The sequence below is a fragment of the Faecalimonas umbilicata genome (assembly GCF_004346095.1).
Taxonomy (GTDB): Bacteria; Bacillota; Clostridia; order Lachnospirales; family Lachnospiraceae; genus Faecalimonas; species Faecalimonas umbilicata.
Genome location: NZ_SLZV01000031.1, coordinates 1 through 16,151, shown reverse-complemented (window position 1 = coordinate 16,151; position 16,151 = coordinate 1). Strand labels below are relative to the sequence as shown.

Annotated in this window: 15 protein-coding genes; 13 read left to right on the top strand and 2 right to left on the bottom strand. The window is 43.0% G+C overall.

The features are described 5' to 3' along the window. Positions 1–32: 32 nt before the first annotated feature. From EDD74_RS12695 to EDD74_RS12675, 5 genes are all read left to right on the top strand, one after another. Positions 33–2,138 carry a molybdopterin-containing oxidoreductase family protein gene (locus EDD74_RS12695; RefSeq protein WP_116441118.1) on the top strand — a complete coding sequence of 702 codons (2,106 nt, stop codon included), beginning with the start codon at positions 33–35 and terminating at the stop codon, positions 2,136–2,138. Next, positions 2,116–2,553, top strand: coding sequence for a 4Fe-4S dicluster domain-containing protein (locus tag EDD74_RS12690; RefSeq protein WP_116441119.1), 438 nt, complete (start codon positions 2,116–2,118; stop codon positions 2,551–2,553). The genes EDD74_RS12695 and EDD74_RS12690 overlap by 23 nt, the downstream gene beginning before the upstream one ends. Then, positions 2,546–4,399 (top strand): NTP transferase domain-containing protein, encoded by a 1,854-nt coding sequence (locus tag EDD74_RS12685; protein ID WP_116441120.1) that lies wholly within the window; start codon positions 2,546–2,548, stop codon positions 4,397–4,399. Before EDD74_RS12690 ends, EDD74_RS12685 begins: the two co-directional genes overlap by 8 nt. Then, a complete protein-coding gene (gene mobB, locus EDD74_RS12680) occupies positions 4,372–4,818 on the top strand; it encodes a molybdopterin-guanine dinucleotide biosynthesis protein B (protein ID WP_116441121.1) in 447 nt (148 codons plus the stop codon). The genes EDD74_RS12685 and mobB overlap by 28 nt, the downstream gene beginning before the upstream one ends. A gap of 228 nt (positions 4,819–5,046) precedes the next feature. Further along, positions 5,047–5,802: an aminoglycoside phosphotransferase family protein gene (locus tag EDD74_RS12675; RefSeq protein ID WP_008977671.1), complete on the top strand. Its 756-nt coding sequence runs from the start codon at positions 5,047–5,049 to the stop codon at positions 5,800–5,802. A 163-nt stretch (positions 5,803–5,965) separates the two neighbouring features. On the opposite strand, the gene EDD74_RS12670 is transcribed toward EDD74_RS12675, so the two are convergent. Both EDD74_RS12670 and EDD74_RS12665 read right to left on the bottom strand, forming a co-directional pair. After that, positions 5,966–7,048, bottom strand: a complete 1,083-nt coding sequence (locus EDD74_RS12670) for a 3D domain-containing protein (protein WP_039861795.1) — start codon at positions 7,046–7,048, stop codon at positions 5,966–5,968. A 71-nt stretch (positions 7,049–7,119) separates the two neighbouring features. After that, a complete protein-coding gene (locus EDD74_RS12665) occupies positions 7,120–8,250 on the bottom strand; it encodes a cell wall hydrolase (RefSeq protein ID WP_116441122.1) in 1,131 nt (376 codons plus the stop codon). Between the two features lie 160 nt (positions 8,251–8,410). Here EDD74_RS12665 and EDD74_RS12660 point away from each other — a divergent pair, with 160 nt between their 5' ends. The 8 genes from EDD74_RS12660 (at position 8,411) to mutY (ending at position 15,370) form a co-directional block, all read left to right on the top strand. Then, on the top strand, positions 8,411–9,244 hold the full coding sequence (locus EDD74_RS12660; RefSeq protein ID WP_116441123.1) for a Cof-type HAD-IIB family hydrolase: 834 nt from the start codon (positions 8,411–8,413) through the stop codon (positions 9,242–9,244). An 11-nt stretch (positions 9,245–9,255) separates the two neighbouring features. Beyond that, on the top strand, positions 9,256–10,074 hold the full coding sequence (locus EDD74_RS12655) for an undecaprenyl-diphosphate phosphatase (RefSeq protein WP_008977667.1): 819 nt from the start codon (positions 9,256–9,258) through the stop codon (positions 10,072–10,074). Between the two features lie 102 nt (positions 10,075–10,176). Continuing rightward, the gene (locus tag EDD74_RS12650) at positions 10,177–10,956 is read left to right on the top strand and encodes an ABC transporter substrate-binding protein (RefSeq protein ID WP_008977666.1); all 780 of its coding nucleotides are present in this window, start codon (positions 10,177–10,179) and stop codon (positions 10,954–10,956) included. Positions 10,957–11,112: 156 nt separating this feature from the next. Then, entirely contained in the window at positions 11,113–11,832 is a 720-nt protein-coding gene (locus tag EDD74_RS12645; RefSeq protein WP_008977665.1) for an amino acid ABC transporter permease, read from the top strand. Further along, the gene (locus EDD74_RS12640; RefSeq protein WP_008977664.1) at positions 11,819–12,541 is read left to right on the top strand and encodes an amino acid ABC transporter ATP-binding protein; all 723 of its coding nucleotides are present in this window, start codon (positions 11,819–11,821) and stop codon (positions 12,539–12,541) included. The genes EDD74_RS12645 and EDD74_RS12640 overlap by 14 nt, the downstream gene beginning before the upstream one ends. Positions 12,542–12,802: 261 nt before the next feature. Beyond that, positions 12,803–13,198: a hypothetical protein gene (locus EDD74_RS12635; protein WP_242990074.1), complete on the top strand. Its 396-nt coding sequence runs from the start codon at positions 12,803–12,805 to the stop codon at positions 13,196–13,198. A gap of 18 nt (positions 13,199–13,216) precedes the next feature. Continuing rightward, positions 13,217–13,582, top strand: coding sequence for an arsenate reductase family protein (locus tag EDD74_RS12630; protein WP_016441557.1), 366 nt, complete (start codon positions 13,217–13,219; stop codon positions 13,580–13,582). A gap of 3 nt (positions 13,583–13,585) precedes the next feature. Further along, on the top strand, positions 13,586–15,370 hold the full coding sequence (gene mutY, locus EDD74_RS12625; protein WP_116441124.1) for an A/G-specific adenine glycosylase: 1,785 nt from the start codon (positions 13,586–13,588) through the stop codon (positions 15,368–15,370). Positions 15,371–16,151: the final 781 nt, after the last annotated feature.

Below are 16,151 nucleotides of genomic sequence, written 5' to 3'. Positions count from 1 at the left end.
AGAGGATAGTAACGAAAGAGGGAGGAACGATATTGAGTCAGAAAGAACATGGAAAGAAACAGGTAAAAAAAGCAGTCTGTGGTATCTGTGCGTCCGGCTGCCCAATGGATGTCTATGTAGAAGATGGAAAGATTATTTCGGTAGAAGGAAGCAAAGATCTGCCTGGGCAGAGCGGAGGACTTTGTGCGAAGGGGGCAGCTGCAAGACAGTACATATATAATCAGGAAAGATTGCTTTATCCGATGAAACAAGTTGGGGAAAAAGGACAGGGAAAGTTTGTTAGGATCAGCTGGGAAGAAGCATATCAGACAATCGCGGAGAAATTACTGTCAGTCCGGGAACAGTACGGTGCACGGTCAACGATTTTTTATGCAGGATATCCGAAATGGTATCGTCCAGCATTGCTCCGTCTTGCAAATGCGTATGGATCACCGAATTATTGTACCGAGTCAAGCACTTGCTTTCAGGCATCTAATATGGCGTGGAAGTCCATCTATGGAAATGATATTTGCTTTCCGGATCTGGCAAATGCCAATACAGTTATGCTGTGGGCCTCCAACTTATATCACTCTAATACACCGATGAGCAAAAGCTATCGGGGAATGAAGGCACGAGGGGTCAAGATTATTGTGGTAGATCCAAGAAACACGGTCACGGCAAGAGAGGCAGATATCCATTTACGCCTGCTTCCGGGAACAGACGGAGCGCTTGCGCTTGGAATGGCACAGGTGATGATAGAAGAGGATCTGTATGACCATGAGTTTGTGGAAAAATATGTTCACGGGTTTGAAGAATACCGGGCATATGTAAAGCAGTTTACTCCGGAGTATACAGAGAAGATCACCGGAGTTCCGGCAGAGAAAATTTTGGAGGCTGCAAGGCTGTATGCGACAAATGGTCCAGCGGGAATCATGTTCTCCGCGGCGACGGTCGTACATCATATCAATGGAGTACAGAATTATCGGGCAGTTCATACACTTGTAGGACTTAGTGGAAATTACGACAGAAAAGGCGGACATCTGGCAAGGCCACCGGTGTCTGCTCCGGTCAATGAATTTGGGAAAGTGAAGAGATACGATGGCGAGGAAGCAATTGGTCAGAAAGACTTTCCGGCATGGTTTGCGCTTCCGTGTGAGGAGGCGCAGTGCACAAGATTGGCAGAATATATTTTGAAAGAAGAACCGTATCCGCTGAAAGCACTTGTGGCATTTGGAATGAACCACAGAATGTGGCCGAAGCCGTCGTATCTTCAGGAGGCACTGAAAAAATTAGAGTTTTATGTCAATGTAGATCTGTTTCTTTCTGACTCTAGCGATATGGCAGATATTGTGCTGCCTGCGGCAACCTTTTTTGAACGGGAAGAAATAAGGACAATGCGAGGAGGTATGGTCGGTCTTTCAGAAGCGGCAGTCTGTCCGTGCGGGGAGGCAAAAAATGACATTGAGATCATTCAAGAATTGGCACGCAGAATGGGACTTTCTGAACCGGTGCTTTCTGGAACCTATGAGGAATATATGAATTATATTCTCAAACCGACCGGACTTTCTGTGGAGGAATTGCGCGGACATCAAGGAGGAGTACAGGCAAAACATTTGGTATTCGGGACAGAGAAAAGTTATGAGAGAGAGGGATTTGCTACACCGACAGGGAAAGCAGAATTTGTCTCTACAGTGTTAGAAAAATATAAGGATGCTTATGGGTATGACGGTCTTCCGGTTTACCGGGATTTCAGAGAAGTAAGTGAGGTGGACAGAACAGTTTATCCGTGGATCCTGAATACAGGTTCCAGAAAACCTCAGTATTTTCATGCGCGTGTGAACCGTCTTCCATGGCTTGCGGCGCTGGAACCGGCGACTTTGGTGGAAATGCATCCATCCGATATGGAATCACTTCAGATTCAGGAAGGCGACCGAGTAGTAGTGACTTCGCCAGGAGGAAGCATGGAAGGAATTGCGGCAGCCGTCAGAAACAATCTGCCGGGGATCGTACATATTTATCATGGAAACAAGAAGGGAGAAGCGAATGAGCTGATTCCGCTTACCTATCTCGATCCGATTTCCGGATTTCCGGGATATAAGAGTTATTTTTGTAATGTAAGAAGAAAGGAAGAGGAAGATGCCATATCGACTGAAATTTGATAAAGAAAAATGTATCGGCTGCTATGCATGCCATATAGCCTGTCTGGATGCACATCACTCTGTAGGGGAAATTGTGCCGAGTTTCCGGGCATTTCAGAAGGTGACAGATTTATCAGGGACATTTGAAAAAACAGTGTGTCCAGGGTGCATTCACTGTGGAAAATGTGAGCATGTCTGCCCGCAACACGCAATTTACCGGGAAAAAACGACAGGTTTTATTCTCGTAGATCAGGACCTTTGCAATGGCTGCAGAAGTTGTGAGGCAGTCTGTCCGCTTCAGGTGATCCACTTTAATGAAGCAGGAAAGATGGAAAAATGTGACAGCTGTGTGGAACGGATCAAAGAGGGACGAGAACCTGCATGTGTCCGAACCTGTTATCCGGGTGCGATCACATGGGAGAAGATCGATGGATAAGGGAAAAGACAGAGATAGGAAGGCTGATATCGCAGCATGTATCTTGGCAGGTGGAAAAAACAGCCGTATGAATGGCAGAAAAAAAGCATTTTTGCCGGTGGAAGAAACCGTATTTTGGAAGAAGATTGCTGCAAAATTAAGTGGATGTTCTGCCATTTATATTTCTGTGGAAGACCGGAAGAAATACGAACAAACACAAGCAGATGTTGGCGAGTGTGGCTTTGAGGGATTTCCGCTTGTGGAAGATTTGGAAAAAGAAAAAGGACCTCTTGGTGGGATTTACAGTGTTCTTACGTCCAGTGAGGAGCAGGCAGTTCTTTTTGTACCATGCGATATGCCGGAAGTGGATCAGGAATTAGTAGATACTATGAGAGGCGAATGGGTTCGTGAGAGAAAGCCGGTTTTTCTTATAAGAGATGGGAAGAGATGTCCATTTCCAGGCATCTATACGAAGGAGATGCTTCCATGGATCCGACGGCAGCTGGAACGAAAAGATTATAAACTGCAAAATCTTTTGAACGAGATAGAGGAGAAGATTGTCTGGTTGGAAGACGAAAGAGATGGGGGTGGCAATATCAATACAGAAGAAGAGTATCGGGCATATTTAAGTAAAATAGAAAGAAAAGAGCTGGTGAGGATTTCTCTGAAAGAGGCTGTAGAAAAAATTTTGGAGGAAGTACGCCCGCTGGATGCGTGGGAGGAACTTCCACTTTTGGAACTTTCCGGGCGCACGCTATGGGAAGATGTATATAGCAGACATGCCCAGCCTCCATTTCCGAGATCCCCTCTGGACGGTTATGCAATCCGAAGTCAGGACAGCATCGGAGCGGATGATACACACGGAGTCTCTCTGCATGTGATCGATACGATTTATGCAGGGGAAGCTTCGGGGAAGAAAGTAGGAGAAAAAGAGGCGGTACGCCTGATGACAGGTGCGCCGATTCCACAGGGGACAGACACTGTGATTCGTCAGGAGGATGTGGAGAGAGTGGGGGACACGATATCTGTTTTTCAAGAACAGCATGCCTATGAAAATTATTGTGATGCGGGGGAAGATTATTCGGCGGGCACCTGTCTGTTAACGCGTGGGGAAACCGTAGGGGCCGCAGAGTGTGGACTACTTGCCTCGATGGGGTATTCTCATGCAAAAGTGGTGCGCAATGTGCGTGCGGCGGTGATAGCAACCGGGAGTGAGCTGACAGAGCCGGGAAGCGAATTGTCGTTCGGCAAAATTTATAATGCGAATCTGTATCTTGTGTGTAGCAGGCTTACAGAGCTTGGAGTATCAGTAGTGTGGATGGATACCGTGCAAGATGATGCCCGATGTCTTAAAGATTCCATAGAGAAGGCATGTAGGATGGATGCAGACTTGATTCTGACAATTGGCGGTGTATCGGTTGGGCAGAAGGATATTGTGGAGGAAACATATGGACTTCTTGGTGCAGAGATCTGTTTCCACGGAGTGAGGATGAAGCCAGGATCCCCGATGATGGGCGGAAGTTATCAGAAAATCCCGATGCTTAGTTTTTCGGGAAATCCATATGGTACTTTTGTTAATATGGAATTATTTGTGCTTCCGGTGTTAGAAAAGATGACGGGAAGCCAGAGATACCGGGTAGAGTACAGGGAAGGAACCTTGGCAGAAACCTTTGAAAAGACCGGGAAAGTGCCGCGGTTTGTACGGGCGAGATGGGAGAATGGAACGGTAGTGTGGAAAAGGCAAAATGCCTCAGGAATCTTAAGTTCACTCAATGGTTGCAATTGTCTGTTGGAAATTCCGCCTGGGATTGAAGAGGGACGAAAGAAAGGGGAGAAAGTATGGGTAAGAATGTTATCCAGCCGGTAATCTTTGCCGTGAGTGGCTATAAAAATACAGGAAAGACAACACTGATTACAGGAATAATTCCGATTCTAACTGAAAAGGGATATCAGGTGGCAGTCATTAAGCATGACGGGCATGAATTTGAGAGTGATGTGCCGGGAACCGATAGCTATCAGCATCAGAAAGCTGGTGCCTACGGAACAGCGGTGTTTTCCAAAAGTCAGTTTCTTGTCACAAAACGGGCTCCGGAAATTACTGCAGAAATGCTGCTTCCTTTTTTCCCGGAGGCCGATATCATCTTGATCGAAGGGTTAAAAGACAGTAGTTATCCGAAGTATATCTGTACATCACCGCAGGAAAATGCAACCCCGGATGAAGTTGCAGAGAGGATTTTGGAGCTTTTGCCAAAGGGGAGAGTAGGAGAAACTTCTAGTAATAAATAGATAAGTGCATAAATTTAGATTGATAATAAAATAACAATAAAAATAGTGCGTAAAAAAATGTTAAAAATTATACAAAAACTCTTTTCAAATCGTTTGAAAAGGTATATAATAGCAATATCAAATCAGAACAATAAAAAATATTGAAGTTGTTTACAGATTATTTTGTTGCAGTTCGGATACAGTCTGCGAACAATGACAGTAGAATTGTATTATTAGGAGGGAACCCACATGAAGTTAGAGCAGAGCAACTTAATCGTAAAACGTGCACACAAAGAAGTGTATAAAACAGAAGAGGGAATTGTAAAGATTTTTGGGAAAGAACATCCAAAGGCAGATGTATTTAATGAAGCGTTGAATACCGCAAGGGTAGAGGCGACTGGTCTTGATATTCCAAAGGTAAAACAGGTGACACAGATTGACGGAAGATGGGCACTTGTGATCGAATGCAAAGAGGGAAAGACATTGGAAGAGATGATGAATGTCGATCCGGCAAATCTTGAGAAGTATATGGAAGACTTTGTAGATCTCCAGCTCCAGGTACAGAGCAAGAGAAATCCTCTTTTGAATAAGTTGAAAGATAAGCTTGCACGGCAGATCAACGAACTGAAGGATCTGGATGCGACAGCAAGATATGAATTGCTTACAAGACTTGAGAGTATGCCAAAGCATGACAAAGTATGCCATGGAGACTTCAATCCAAGTAATGTGATCGTCGGTAAAACTGGAAAGATGACAGTGATTGACTGGGCGCATGCTACGCAGGGAAATGCAAGTGCAGACGCAGCGATGACTTATCTCCTATTTGCGCTGAAAGACCAGAAAAAGGCAGACCTTTATTTGAAGTTATTCTGCAAGAAGAGTGATACTGCAAAGCAGTATGTGCAACAGTGGCTTCCGATTGTAGCAGCGGCACAACTTTCTAAGGAAAATGAGATGGAGAAAGAGTTCCTGATGAAATGGATCGATGTATTCGATTATCAATAATATGCATAGAAAAAGGATTCCGGAAAGAGGCGGTAAGCCCCGATCCGGAATCCTTTTTTGAGAACTGAAAGATGACAGTTCTCCCACTTTATGTACTTTTTCGTGCTATTTATTATTAAGTTTCGCAATATTCAGTTTTTCGATATTCAGTTTTCAATAGTTGTTATTGTAAAATGACCTCTGCGTAATAAACACCATTTGCGAGGGCTTCGCTGTGACTGCTGACAAAAACATCAATGCGGTTTCCTTTGATAGCGCCCCCCGTATCTTCTGCGACATAGGTATGTCCGTTGATCACTACGGAACTTCCAAGTGGAATCAAAGAAGGATCAACCGCGATAGTTCTTCCTGCCTGTGCAGTGGTACCGCTGGCAGTAATTCCATTGCTGTATTCTCCACAGCAGATGGAGCAGGCACAATAGTGTGTAATTTTAAATACTCCGAGGCTTGTACCTGATGGCGGAGTAGTATTTCCGGAATCCGGCAGTTGCGGACTTGGTTCTGGACTCACAGGAGGAGTCACTGGCTGATCAGGAACACTTGGGCTAGGAGCAGGCTGCTGTTGCTGCTGCTGTGCAAGTTCTTGCTCGAGACGTTGCTGTTCTTCGGCTGCTCTTGCGGCTGCTTCGGCAGCGGCTTTTGCACGTGCCAACTGATCAGAATAATTATTAAGCTCAGTGCTTGTTGAAGCTGCTTTTGCCTGGAGATCGTTGCACTTCTGGTCCATCTGTGTCTGGAGAGTGACCAGTGCTTCTTTCTCATCTTCCAGGAGTGTCTGTTGCTTTTGGATTTCTACTTTGGTGTTATGCAGTTCGTCCAACATCTTGCGATCATAAGAACTGATGTTTTGAATGAAATCGGCTTTGTTCAACAAATCGGTCATATCTTCAGCAGAAAAGAGCAATTCTAAAAAAGAAAGATCTCCGGCTTCGTAAATATATTTGATACGAAGCTTCATATCGCTGTACTGCTGAACTTCTTTTGCCTGTGCATCTGCGAGACTGACTTTGGTAAGTTCGATTGCGTTAGTGGTAGACTCTACTTTAGAAATGGTAGAATCTAGTTCACTGCTGAGAGTAGACAATTCTTCATTTACTTTAGAGAGCTCACTGGAGAGCTCATTTGTCTTCTTCTCGAGGTTGTCGACCGTGTCAGTAGCATACACATTGGTGCATGGAAGATACATTGAAACTGCAAGTGTGCAGCTGAGCAATGTACGCATCATGCGCTTTACTTTTGTATTCATGCCATATTTTCCTTTCACATTAGTACATAACCTGTTTGTCTATTATACAATAAAATCATAAAATATGCAAATTAATAAAATGTAAAGCTTCCAAACGTCGCTCCGGAAGCAGAGGAGGAAGCAGGTGAAAAGTACAGACAGCTACCAATTGGGTTCGTACCGGATATCGCATCAAAAACTGCATTTTGGCATACAGAGTCAATATCCCCGTAGAGGAGTGCCTCGATTCTTCCGTCAGATACAGAGGAAAACAGTGGTTCTGATTCGATGACACCTGAAATTGAATTCGGAAATAGTGGACTGCTTACCCGGTTGAGAATGCAGGATGCAAGTGCAGTCATGGCAGTATAGTCTTCCGTACCTGCTTCACACTGTATTAACGCAGAGAGAAGCAGACTTTCAGAGGCAGATACCGAGAAAGACGGGGGAGGAGCAAAAGGTGGAGGGGCGATTTCGTCATCTTCCTCATTCTCATCCACGGTACTTTCACTGTCTGCCACGTTAGAAGTGTTATCGGAAATATCATCGTTCAGAGATGGATCTGGGTCGCGGATTTCCGAAGAAGGAGCATGGATTCCCTGATCGGCGGCAAGTTGTCCTTCTTCGATTTGTTCATCAGCACGGGCAATCAGTTCGGGAATTCGGCTGAATACTTCAGGGAAAACGGATACACCGGAAGCAGTATTTTGCTGATTCAAAAGAATAAGAAGCTTTTCGTATTCCATGGACAGTGCATCTCTGGAAGCGCGCAGTAAGTCACACTGTTTTGTGAGGAGCGCGGCATCTGCCTCGATAGAACTGCGAAGGTTAGAAAGCTCTGTGAGCTGATTCCTGTCATAGGTGATGAGCGAGCGGATCTGTTCAGAGCGATTTAGAAAATCTGGAAAATCAGAGGCGCCAAGTAGCTGCTCCAAGAAGGAAGAATAGCCTGTTTCATAGAGCCACTGAATTCGCAGCCGCATCATTTGATATTGTCTGGCTTCTTGGATTTGTGCATCTATAAGCAAATTTTTCATTTCTTCTGTGCGATCAGTCATTGTGCTTAGTGATTGTGCAGTATCAAGCAGCAATGTATTGTGTGCTGACAGTGTGTCTGAGGAAGGAGGAGTGTCCGCTGCATAGACAGGGCAGGCAATAGAAAATATCACAGACAGAAGGCAGATACAAAGGCGGTGATATCGTTTTTTGTGATAACCATACATGTGTTTCGGAGTCCTTTCTTAAAAGTTGCATTCGGTATGCTTAATGCCCTACATTATAGTATAAATTGATTTCTTTTTCAATGTTTGATAAAATAGACAAAACTTGAAAGATGAGAAAAGGAGCAAAGAAATAGAGCGAGAAAAGGAAGGGATAGACATCATGAAAATGGAATATAAATTATTAGGGTTTGATCTGGATGGAACAATCCTGACGGGAGAAAAGAAACTGACAGCACGTACCAAGAGGGCGTTGGAGGAGGCGATTGCACAAGGGATGATCGTACTTCCTGCGACCGGCAGACCGTTTTCGGGAATTCCAAAGGAAATTATGGAAGTGAAAGGAATACGGTATGCACTGACTTCAAATGGAGCAAGGATCGTAGATGCAAAGGATGGGACTATAGTGTACGAGAAGCCGGTCCCAAAAGAAATTACAGAAAAGATATTGGATATCTATGATAAATATGATACATTACAAGAGATTTACTTCCAAGGTGTCGGCTATATCAGTGAGCATGATCTGAAAAGAGTAGATCAGATGATGGAATCACCTGCGATGGCAGAATATGTTCGTTCGACCAGGAAAGTGGTTAAGAATATCAGAGAGACAGCACGACAATTGCCGGGAGGAGTAGATAAGGTGCATGCAATTTTCGCAGACCAAAACGAGAAGATGTGTGCACTCCGGGAACTGGAACAGATGGGACAGGTTACAGTTACAAGAGCATTATCTAATAATATAGAAGTAAATGCAGAGGGAGTAGACAAAGGAAAGGGGATGTTAAAGCTGGCAGAGCTGCTCGGAATCCGCCGCGAAGAAATGATAGTATTTGGTGATGGTTGGAATGATATTTCGATGATCCAGGAGGCGGGATGCGGAGTGGCCATGGAAAATGCACAGGAAGCGGTCAAGGAAGCAGCAGATCTTGTCACAGATTCCAATGAGGAAGATGGTGTGGCAAAAATAATTGAGAAGATTCTTCAGAAAGATTAGGAGGAGAAAGAATGTTAGAAATGTTAAAAGTAATCCTGCTTGGTATTGTGGAGGGAATCACAGAGTGGCTCCCGATCAGTAGTACCGGGCATTTGATTCTCGTAGACGAATTCATTAAACTTCAGGCGAGTGCGGCATTCAAAGAGATGTTTAATGTCGTGATCCAGCTTGGTGCGATTATGGCAGTTGTTGTACTGTATTTCCATAAGCTCAATCCATTTTCGCCGAAGAAAACACAGAAACAGAAAGCGTGGACGATTCAGCTTTGGATGAAGGTCATTGTGGCATGTATCCCGGCGGGGGTGATAGGAATTCTGTTTGATGACTGGATGGAAGCACATCTGCATAAACCTGAAATTATATCTGCGATGTTGATTCTGTACGGAATCTTATTCATTGTCGTAGAAAACTGGAACAAAGGAAAGACACCGAAGGTGACAAAACTGTCGCAGTTATCGTATCAGACAGCATTGCTTATCGGTGGATGGCAGGTACTTTCGCTGATTCCAGGTACATCTCGGTCGGGAGCAACGATCGTTGGTGCACTTTTGCTCGGGACATCTCGATATGTAGCAGCAGAATTTACATTTTTCCTTGCGATCCCGGTAATGTTCGGGGCAAGTTTTGTAAAGATTTTAAAATTTGGTCTTTCCTTTACTGCGATGGAAGCGGCGATGCTGTTGGTTGGCTGTCTGGTCGCATTTGTGGTATCTGTCATCGCGATTAAGTTTTTGATGGGTTATATTAAGAAGAACGATTTCAAAGTATTTGGCTATTATCGGATCATTCTTGGAGCTCTTGTTCTACTGTATTTTACAGTATTTGCATAAAATATGCATAAATTTGCAAAAACCACTTGATTTTTATAAAAAACATAGTATAATATGCAATATAGACGAATAAACATACAAAAAACAAGTGGAGGAAGCGTTATGAAGATAAAGAAAGTAGCAGGAATTTTATTAGCAGGGACAATGATGATTTCCATGGCAGCATGTGGTGGAAAGGAAGAAGGGGCAAAATCAGAGAAACTGATCGTAGGAACAGAAGCAGGATTTGCACCATATGAATATATGAAAGGCAACGAAGTAGTCGGAATCGATATGGACATCGCAAAAGCGATCGCCGATGAGATGGGCAAAGAGCTGGAGATTAAGAATATGGATTTTGACGGAGCACTTGCAGCGGTGCAGAGTGGAAAAGTAGATTTTGTGGCAGCAGGAGTATCTATCAGTCCGGAACGTGAGGAAGCGATGGATTTCTCTAATGAATATGTAAATTCTACAGAGGTCATTGTAGTAAATAAAGAAAATCCGGCGGTGACTCCGGCAGGAGAAGAACTGGCAGGTTCTGACTTAGATGGAAAAGTTGTCGCAGTACAACAGGGAAATATTGCAGATATCTGGGTATCCAACAAAGATAACTGTAATCCAAAAGAAGTGAAGCGTTACACAAAATTTGCGCAGGCGGCAGAAGACTTAAAGAATGGCAAGATTGACTGTATCGTAATGGATCAATATCCGGCGGAAGAGTTGGTAGCGGCAAATGATACACTGACAACATTAGATGGAACTTTATTTGAAGATAAGTATGCAATCGCCGTAAAAAAAGGAAACAAAGAACTGTTAGATGAGATCAACAAAGTGATCGATAAGCTGGTGGAAGAAGGAAAAATTGAAGAATTCACAGCAAATCACGTACAGAGTGAATAAGCAGTTCAGAAGACAACGACAGTAAGACAGAGAAAACTAAAAAAGAGGCTGCTGCAAAAAGCGGATTTCCCAGCGTGTTCAAGCTGAATAGGGACAGGAAGGGGAGACTGGATTTTGCGGCAGCCCCTTTGAGGGTCAATGAAAAGGAGAAAACAAATGAAAGGAATTATGATGACGGGATTTTTTCAAAATTTCTCGGATGCTTTTTATAAAGCGGTAATCAAAGACCAGAGATATCTGGCATATTTGGATGGATTAAAGATTACAATATTAATCTCCATCTTTGCGATTCTGATCGGAATTGCGATCGGACTTTTAGTGGCAGTAGTAAAAGTAAGCGCTGTACAGAGAAAAGAGCTTTGGATCTTTAATAAGATATGTAATATTTACATTACGATCATTCGAGGCACACCGGTTATGGTACAGCTGTTGATCATTTATAATCTTATATTTACGTCTCGGGATACCAATGCACTTTTGGTTGGAGCGGTCTGCTTCGGAATTAATTCCGGTGCTTATGTAGCAGAGATCATCCGTGCGGGAATCGAGTCGATCGATAAAGGACAGATGGAAGCCGGACGTTCTCTTGGACTGAATTATCTTCAGACCATGAAGGAAATCATCATTCCACAGGCGATCAAAAATATTCTTCCGGCGCTTGGAAATGAATTTATCGTGTTGATCAAAGAGACATCTGTGGCAGGTGTGATCGCTGTGACAGATCTGACGAAAGCAGCACAGTATATCGGTTCTGCAACGTACGATATTCTTCCGCCGCTTTATGTAGCAGCAGTATGTTATCTTGTCATTGTATTAGGATTGACAAAACTTTTAAATCTATTTGAAAGGAGAATGGCGCAAGGTGATCATAACTAAGAATTTAAAAAAATCATTTCATGGACATGAAGTGCTCAGAGGAATTGATGAACATATTGAAAAAGGTGAAAAAGTAGTAGTAGTGGGACCTTCCGGTTCTGGAAAGTCTACATTCCTCCGCTGCCTGAATCTTTTAGAAGTACCGACAAGCGGGGAAGTGTGGTTTGAGGGAAACAATATTACAAGCAAAAATTGTGACATTAATAAATTAAGACAGAAAATGGGGATGGTATTCCAACAGTTTAATTTATTCCCTCATTTGACGATCAAGGAAAATATTATGCTTGCCCCGGTCAAACTTGGGGTGCTGTCAAAGCAGGAGGCATCAAAGAAAGCAGAGGAACTGTTAGAACGTGTTGGACTTCCGGATAAAGCAGCAGCATATCCAAAACAGCTGTCGGGAGGACAAAAACAGCGTATTGCAATCGCGCGGGCATTGGCAATGAATCCGGATGTGATGTTATTTGATGAGCCGACATCGGCGCTGGATCCGGAGATGGTAGGTGAAGTACTTGGATTGATGAAAGAGCTTGCAGACGATGGAATGACAATGGTTGTTGTCACACATGAGATGGGATTTGCAAGAGAGGTGGCGACAAGAGTTCTGTTCATCGATGAAGGACAAGTCAAAGAGAGCAACACACCGCAGGAATTTTTTGAGAATCCACAGCATCCGAGATTAAAGGAATTTTTATCAAAAGTGTTATAAAACAGTTGAAAAGTGAAGAAAATAGAGAAGCAGGAAAAATTGTCAGAAGAGTAGAGAACGCTTAAAAGATAGTTTTTCCTGTTTTTTATTATATGATAGAAAATTTTTGTGATCAGAGCAGATGATTTCAGGACAGAATTTTCTAGGTTTTAGGCGGCTATTAAAAGTGTATGTAGATTATAAAGATTCAATAAAATGGATTGACTTTTTTGAATGTTTCAGCGAAGATGTAGGAAGAACAAGGCAAAGGGGCGAAGGAAGATGAAAGAGAAGTTCAGGAAGTTTATGATAGGTCGCTACGGGGTAGATTCGTTGAGCAAGTTCATGCTTGGAACCGCAGTAGTACTGTTGGTTTTTGCGATGGGATTTCGAAATAACTTTTTAAATACACTCGCATGTCTGCTTGTCCTTCTCTGTTATTTCCGGATGTTTTCCAGAAATTATCAGAAGAGGGCTGAGGAAAATCAAAAATTTTTAGAACTGAAAGGAAAGGCAACTACATTTCTGAAGCGGGAAAAAGAGTACTTCGAGCAGAGGAAGACACATCATATTTACAAGTGTCCGTCTTGTAAGCAGAAAATCCGGGTGCCGAAAGGAAAAGGCAAGATTTGCATTACCTGCCCGAAGTGTCACACAGAATTTATCAAAAAAAGTTAAAAGCAGGAGATTATATACATGAGTATTTTATTGTTAGAGTATCCAAAGTGTTCTACTTGCAAGAAAGCAAAAAAATGGCTGGAGGAGCAGGGGATTGCATTCGAGGAGAGACATATTGTTGAAAACAATCCGACAGAGGAGGAACTGCGGGAATGGCACAGAAAAAGTGGACTTCCACTAAAGCGCTTTTTTAATACAAGTGGAATGAAATATCGGGAACTGGAGTTGAAAGATAAGCTTCCGACGATGACGGAAGAGGAGCAGTATCAGCTTTTGGCAACAGACGGCATGCTTGTGAAGAGACCGCTTCTTCTAGGGGAAGATTTTGCAATTCCAGGATTTAAGGAGAATGAGTGGGCGAAAGCTTGTGCACTGGCGGAGTAGAAAATGAAATATGAGAGAATAGAGAAGGGATATTTTTTGGAACGTCCGAATCGCTTCATTGCAGAGGTTGAAATCCGGGGGAAGAAGGAAATCGTGCATGTGAAGAATACAGGAAGGTGTGCGGAATTGCTTGTTCCTGGGGCGACCGTTTATGTACAGAGGAGCGACAATCCCGAACGGAAGACAAAGTGGGATCTGATCAGTGTGAAAAAAGGGAATCGCCTGATCAATATGGATTCGCAGATTCCAAATAAAGCTGTAAAGGAGTGGATAGAAGCGGGAAATCTTTGCGAGAATCCCACGATGCTCAGACAGGAAGTGACATATGGGAACTCCAGATTTGACCTATATGCAGAAGAAGGGGAACGCAAAATTTTTATAGAGGTAAAAGGCGTGACACTCGAGGAAGATGGAGTGGTAAAATTTCCGGATGCGCCAACAGAGCGTGGAGTAAAACATGTGGAAGAACTGTGCAAGGCGGTTCGGGATGGATATGAAGCATATATTTTCTTTGTGGTTCAGATGAAGAATGTCAAATACTTTACACCAAATACAAGGACACACCCAGAGTTTGGGGAGGCGCTGCAAAAGGCGCGGGAACAGGGCGTACACATTGTTGCGTATGATTGTGAAGTAAAGAAAGATGAAATTAAGATCCGAAAGGAAGTTCCGGTTCTGTTGGAGCCGAAAGAACTTCAGGCGCTTGCGGATCCGCTTGTAGAATGGTTCCGGAAACATAAGAGAGCACTTCCGTGGCGAGAAGATCCGAGTGCTTATCGGGTATGGGTGTCTGAGATTATGCTTCAGCAGACGAGAGTGGAAGCGGTGAGGCCCTTTTATGCACGATTTATGAAAGAACTGCCTACGGTGGAAAAACTTGCTGTGGCAGAAGAGGAGAAACTCCTGAAACTGTGGGAAGGATTAGGATATTACAATCGGGTCAGAAATATGCAGAAGGCCGCACGACAGATTATGGATGAATTTTCGGGAGAGTTCCCAAGGCAGTATGATCAGATCCGTAGTCTTTCGGGAATCGGAAGTTATACGGCGGGGGCAATCGCATCGTTCGCATATGGGATACCAAAGCCGGCGGTGGATGGAAATGTATTGCGTGTGTTATCGAGAATTTTGGCAAGTGAAGATGACATTATGAAACAGAGTACAAAGACAAAAATAGAGTATATGTTGGAGGGGGTCATTCCGAAAGAGGCGGCAAGTGATTTTAATCAGGGCTTGATTGAACTTGGTGCACTTATCTGTGTGCCGAATGGCATGGCAAAATGCGAGGAATGTCCAGTAAAGCATTTGTGCAGGGCAAGAAAGCTTGGCAAGGTGATGGAACTTCCGGTGAAAACAAAAGCGAAAGCCAGGAGAATTGAGAAAAGAACGATTTTCATTTTTCAAGATGGAGAGAAAATTGCAATTCGGAAGCGCCCTGCAAAAGGGCTGTTGGCAGGTCTGTACGAACTTCCAGGCAGAGACGGACATTTAAGCGAAGAAGAAGCGCTTGCGTTTTGCAGACAAATCGGGCTTGCACCTATCCGGATTCAAGCTTTGGGGGCGGCAAAACATATTTTTAGTCATGTGGAATGGAATATGATTGGATATAAAGTAAGAGTGGATGAATTGGAGAAAAAATGTACAGAACAAATGCTGTTCGTACATCCGGAAGAGATTGAGCGAAACTATCCGATTCCAGCTGCTTTTGAAGCATATACAGATCATATTCAAATTCTTCTTGGTCAAGGAAAATATAATATGATGCCCGAGACAAATGATGTCGGATAGATAGTTTGGCGCTTTGTGCTTTTTTAATGTTGGTATTTTCATATACAGAAAAATTAAAAGAAGATGTGTGAAGAGGATCAGGAACCCGAGATACAATCCTGATCCCCTTACAATCATAGAGGAAAATGGCTGTTTTATGTACCGAGATTTGTGTGAATGAACAGAATCCATTTTTTACTCAGAGAAGATAACTCTGAAGAAGGGCATATTTCTTGCCACACATGAAACGTACCTGTCAACTTCTATAATATATTATAGCATAGTTTTGAAAAAAGATTTCCACAAATACCACTGTAGTGAAAAGTTTTTTGTTCTCAAAGAAAAGAAAAAACGAGGAGAATGTGGAAAGTTTACGAAAAAGTAAAAAATAGCCTATCGAGAAAGGTTTTGCAATGGTTTCGATAGAAAATCACGGAGAACCGACGAAAGCAGGGGCGGAAATTGTATGAATTGTACAAATAAAATAAAAAATAAAAAAACTATTGACAATTCGTGTCGAAGAATGGTATGATAACTGAGCGCTCGAGAGAGCAGACAGATGAGAAACAACGGAAAACGTCGAAAAATACCGAATCAGAGAAAGTTACGAAAGTACAAAAGAAAAGATTTGAAAAAAGATGAAAAAAGTTGTTGACAAAGATAAAAAGATGTGATAATCTAATATAGCTGTCGCAAGAGAGCAAAGCAAACAGAACATTGATAATTAAACAATAGACAACACAACCCTGAAAATTTCGAACAAATGAGAAAATTTCAGAACAGACAGAAATGTCAACCTAAA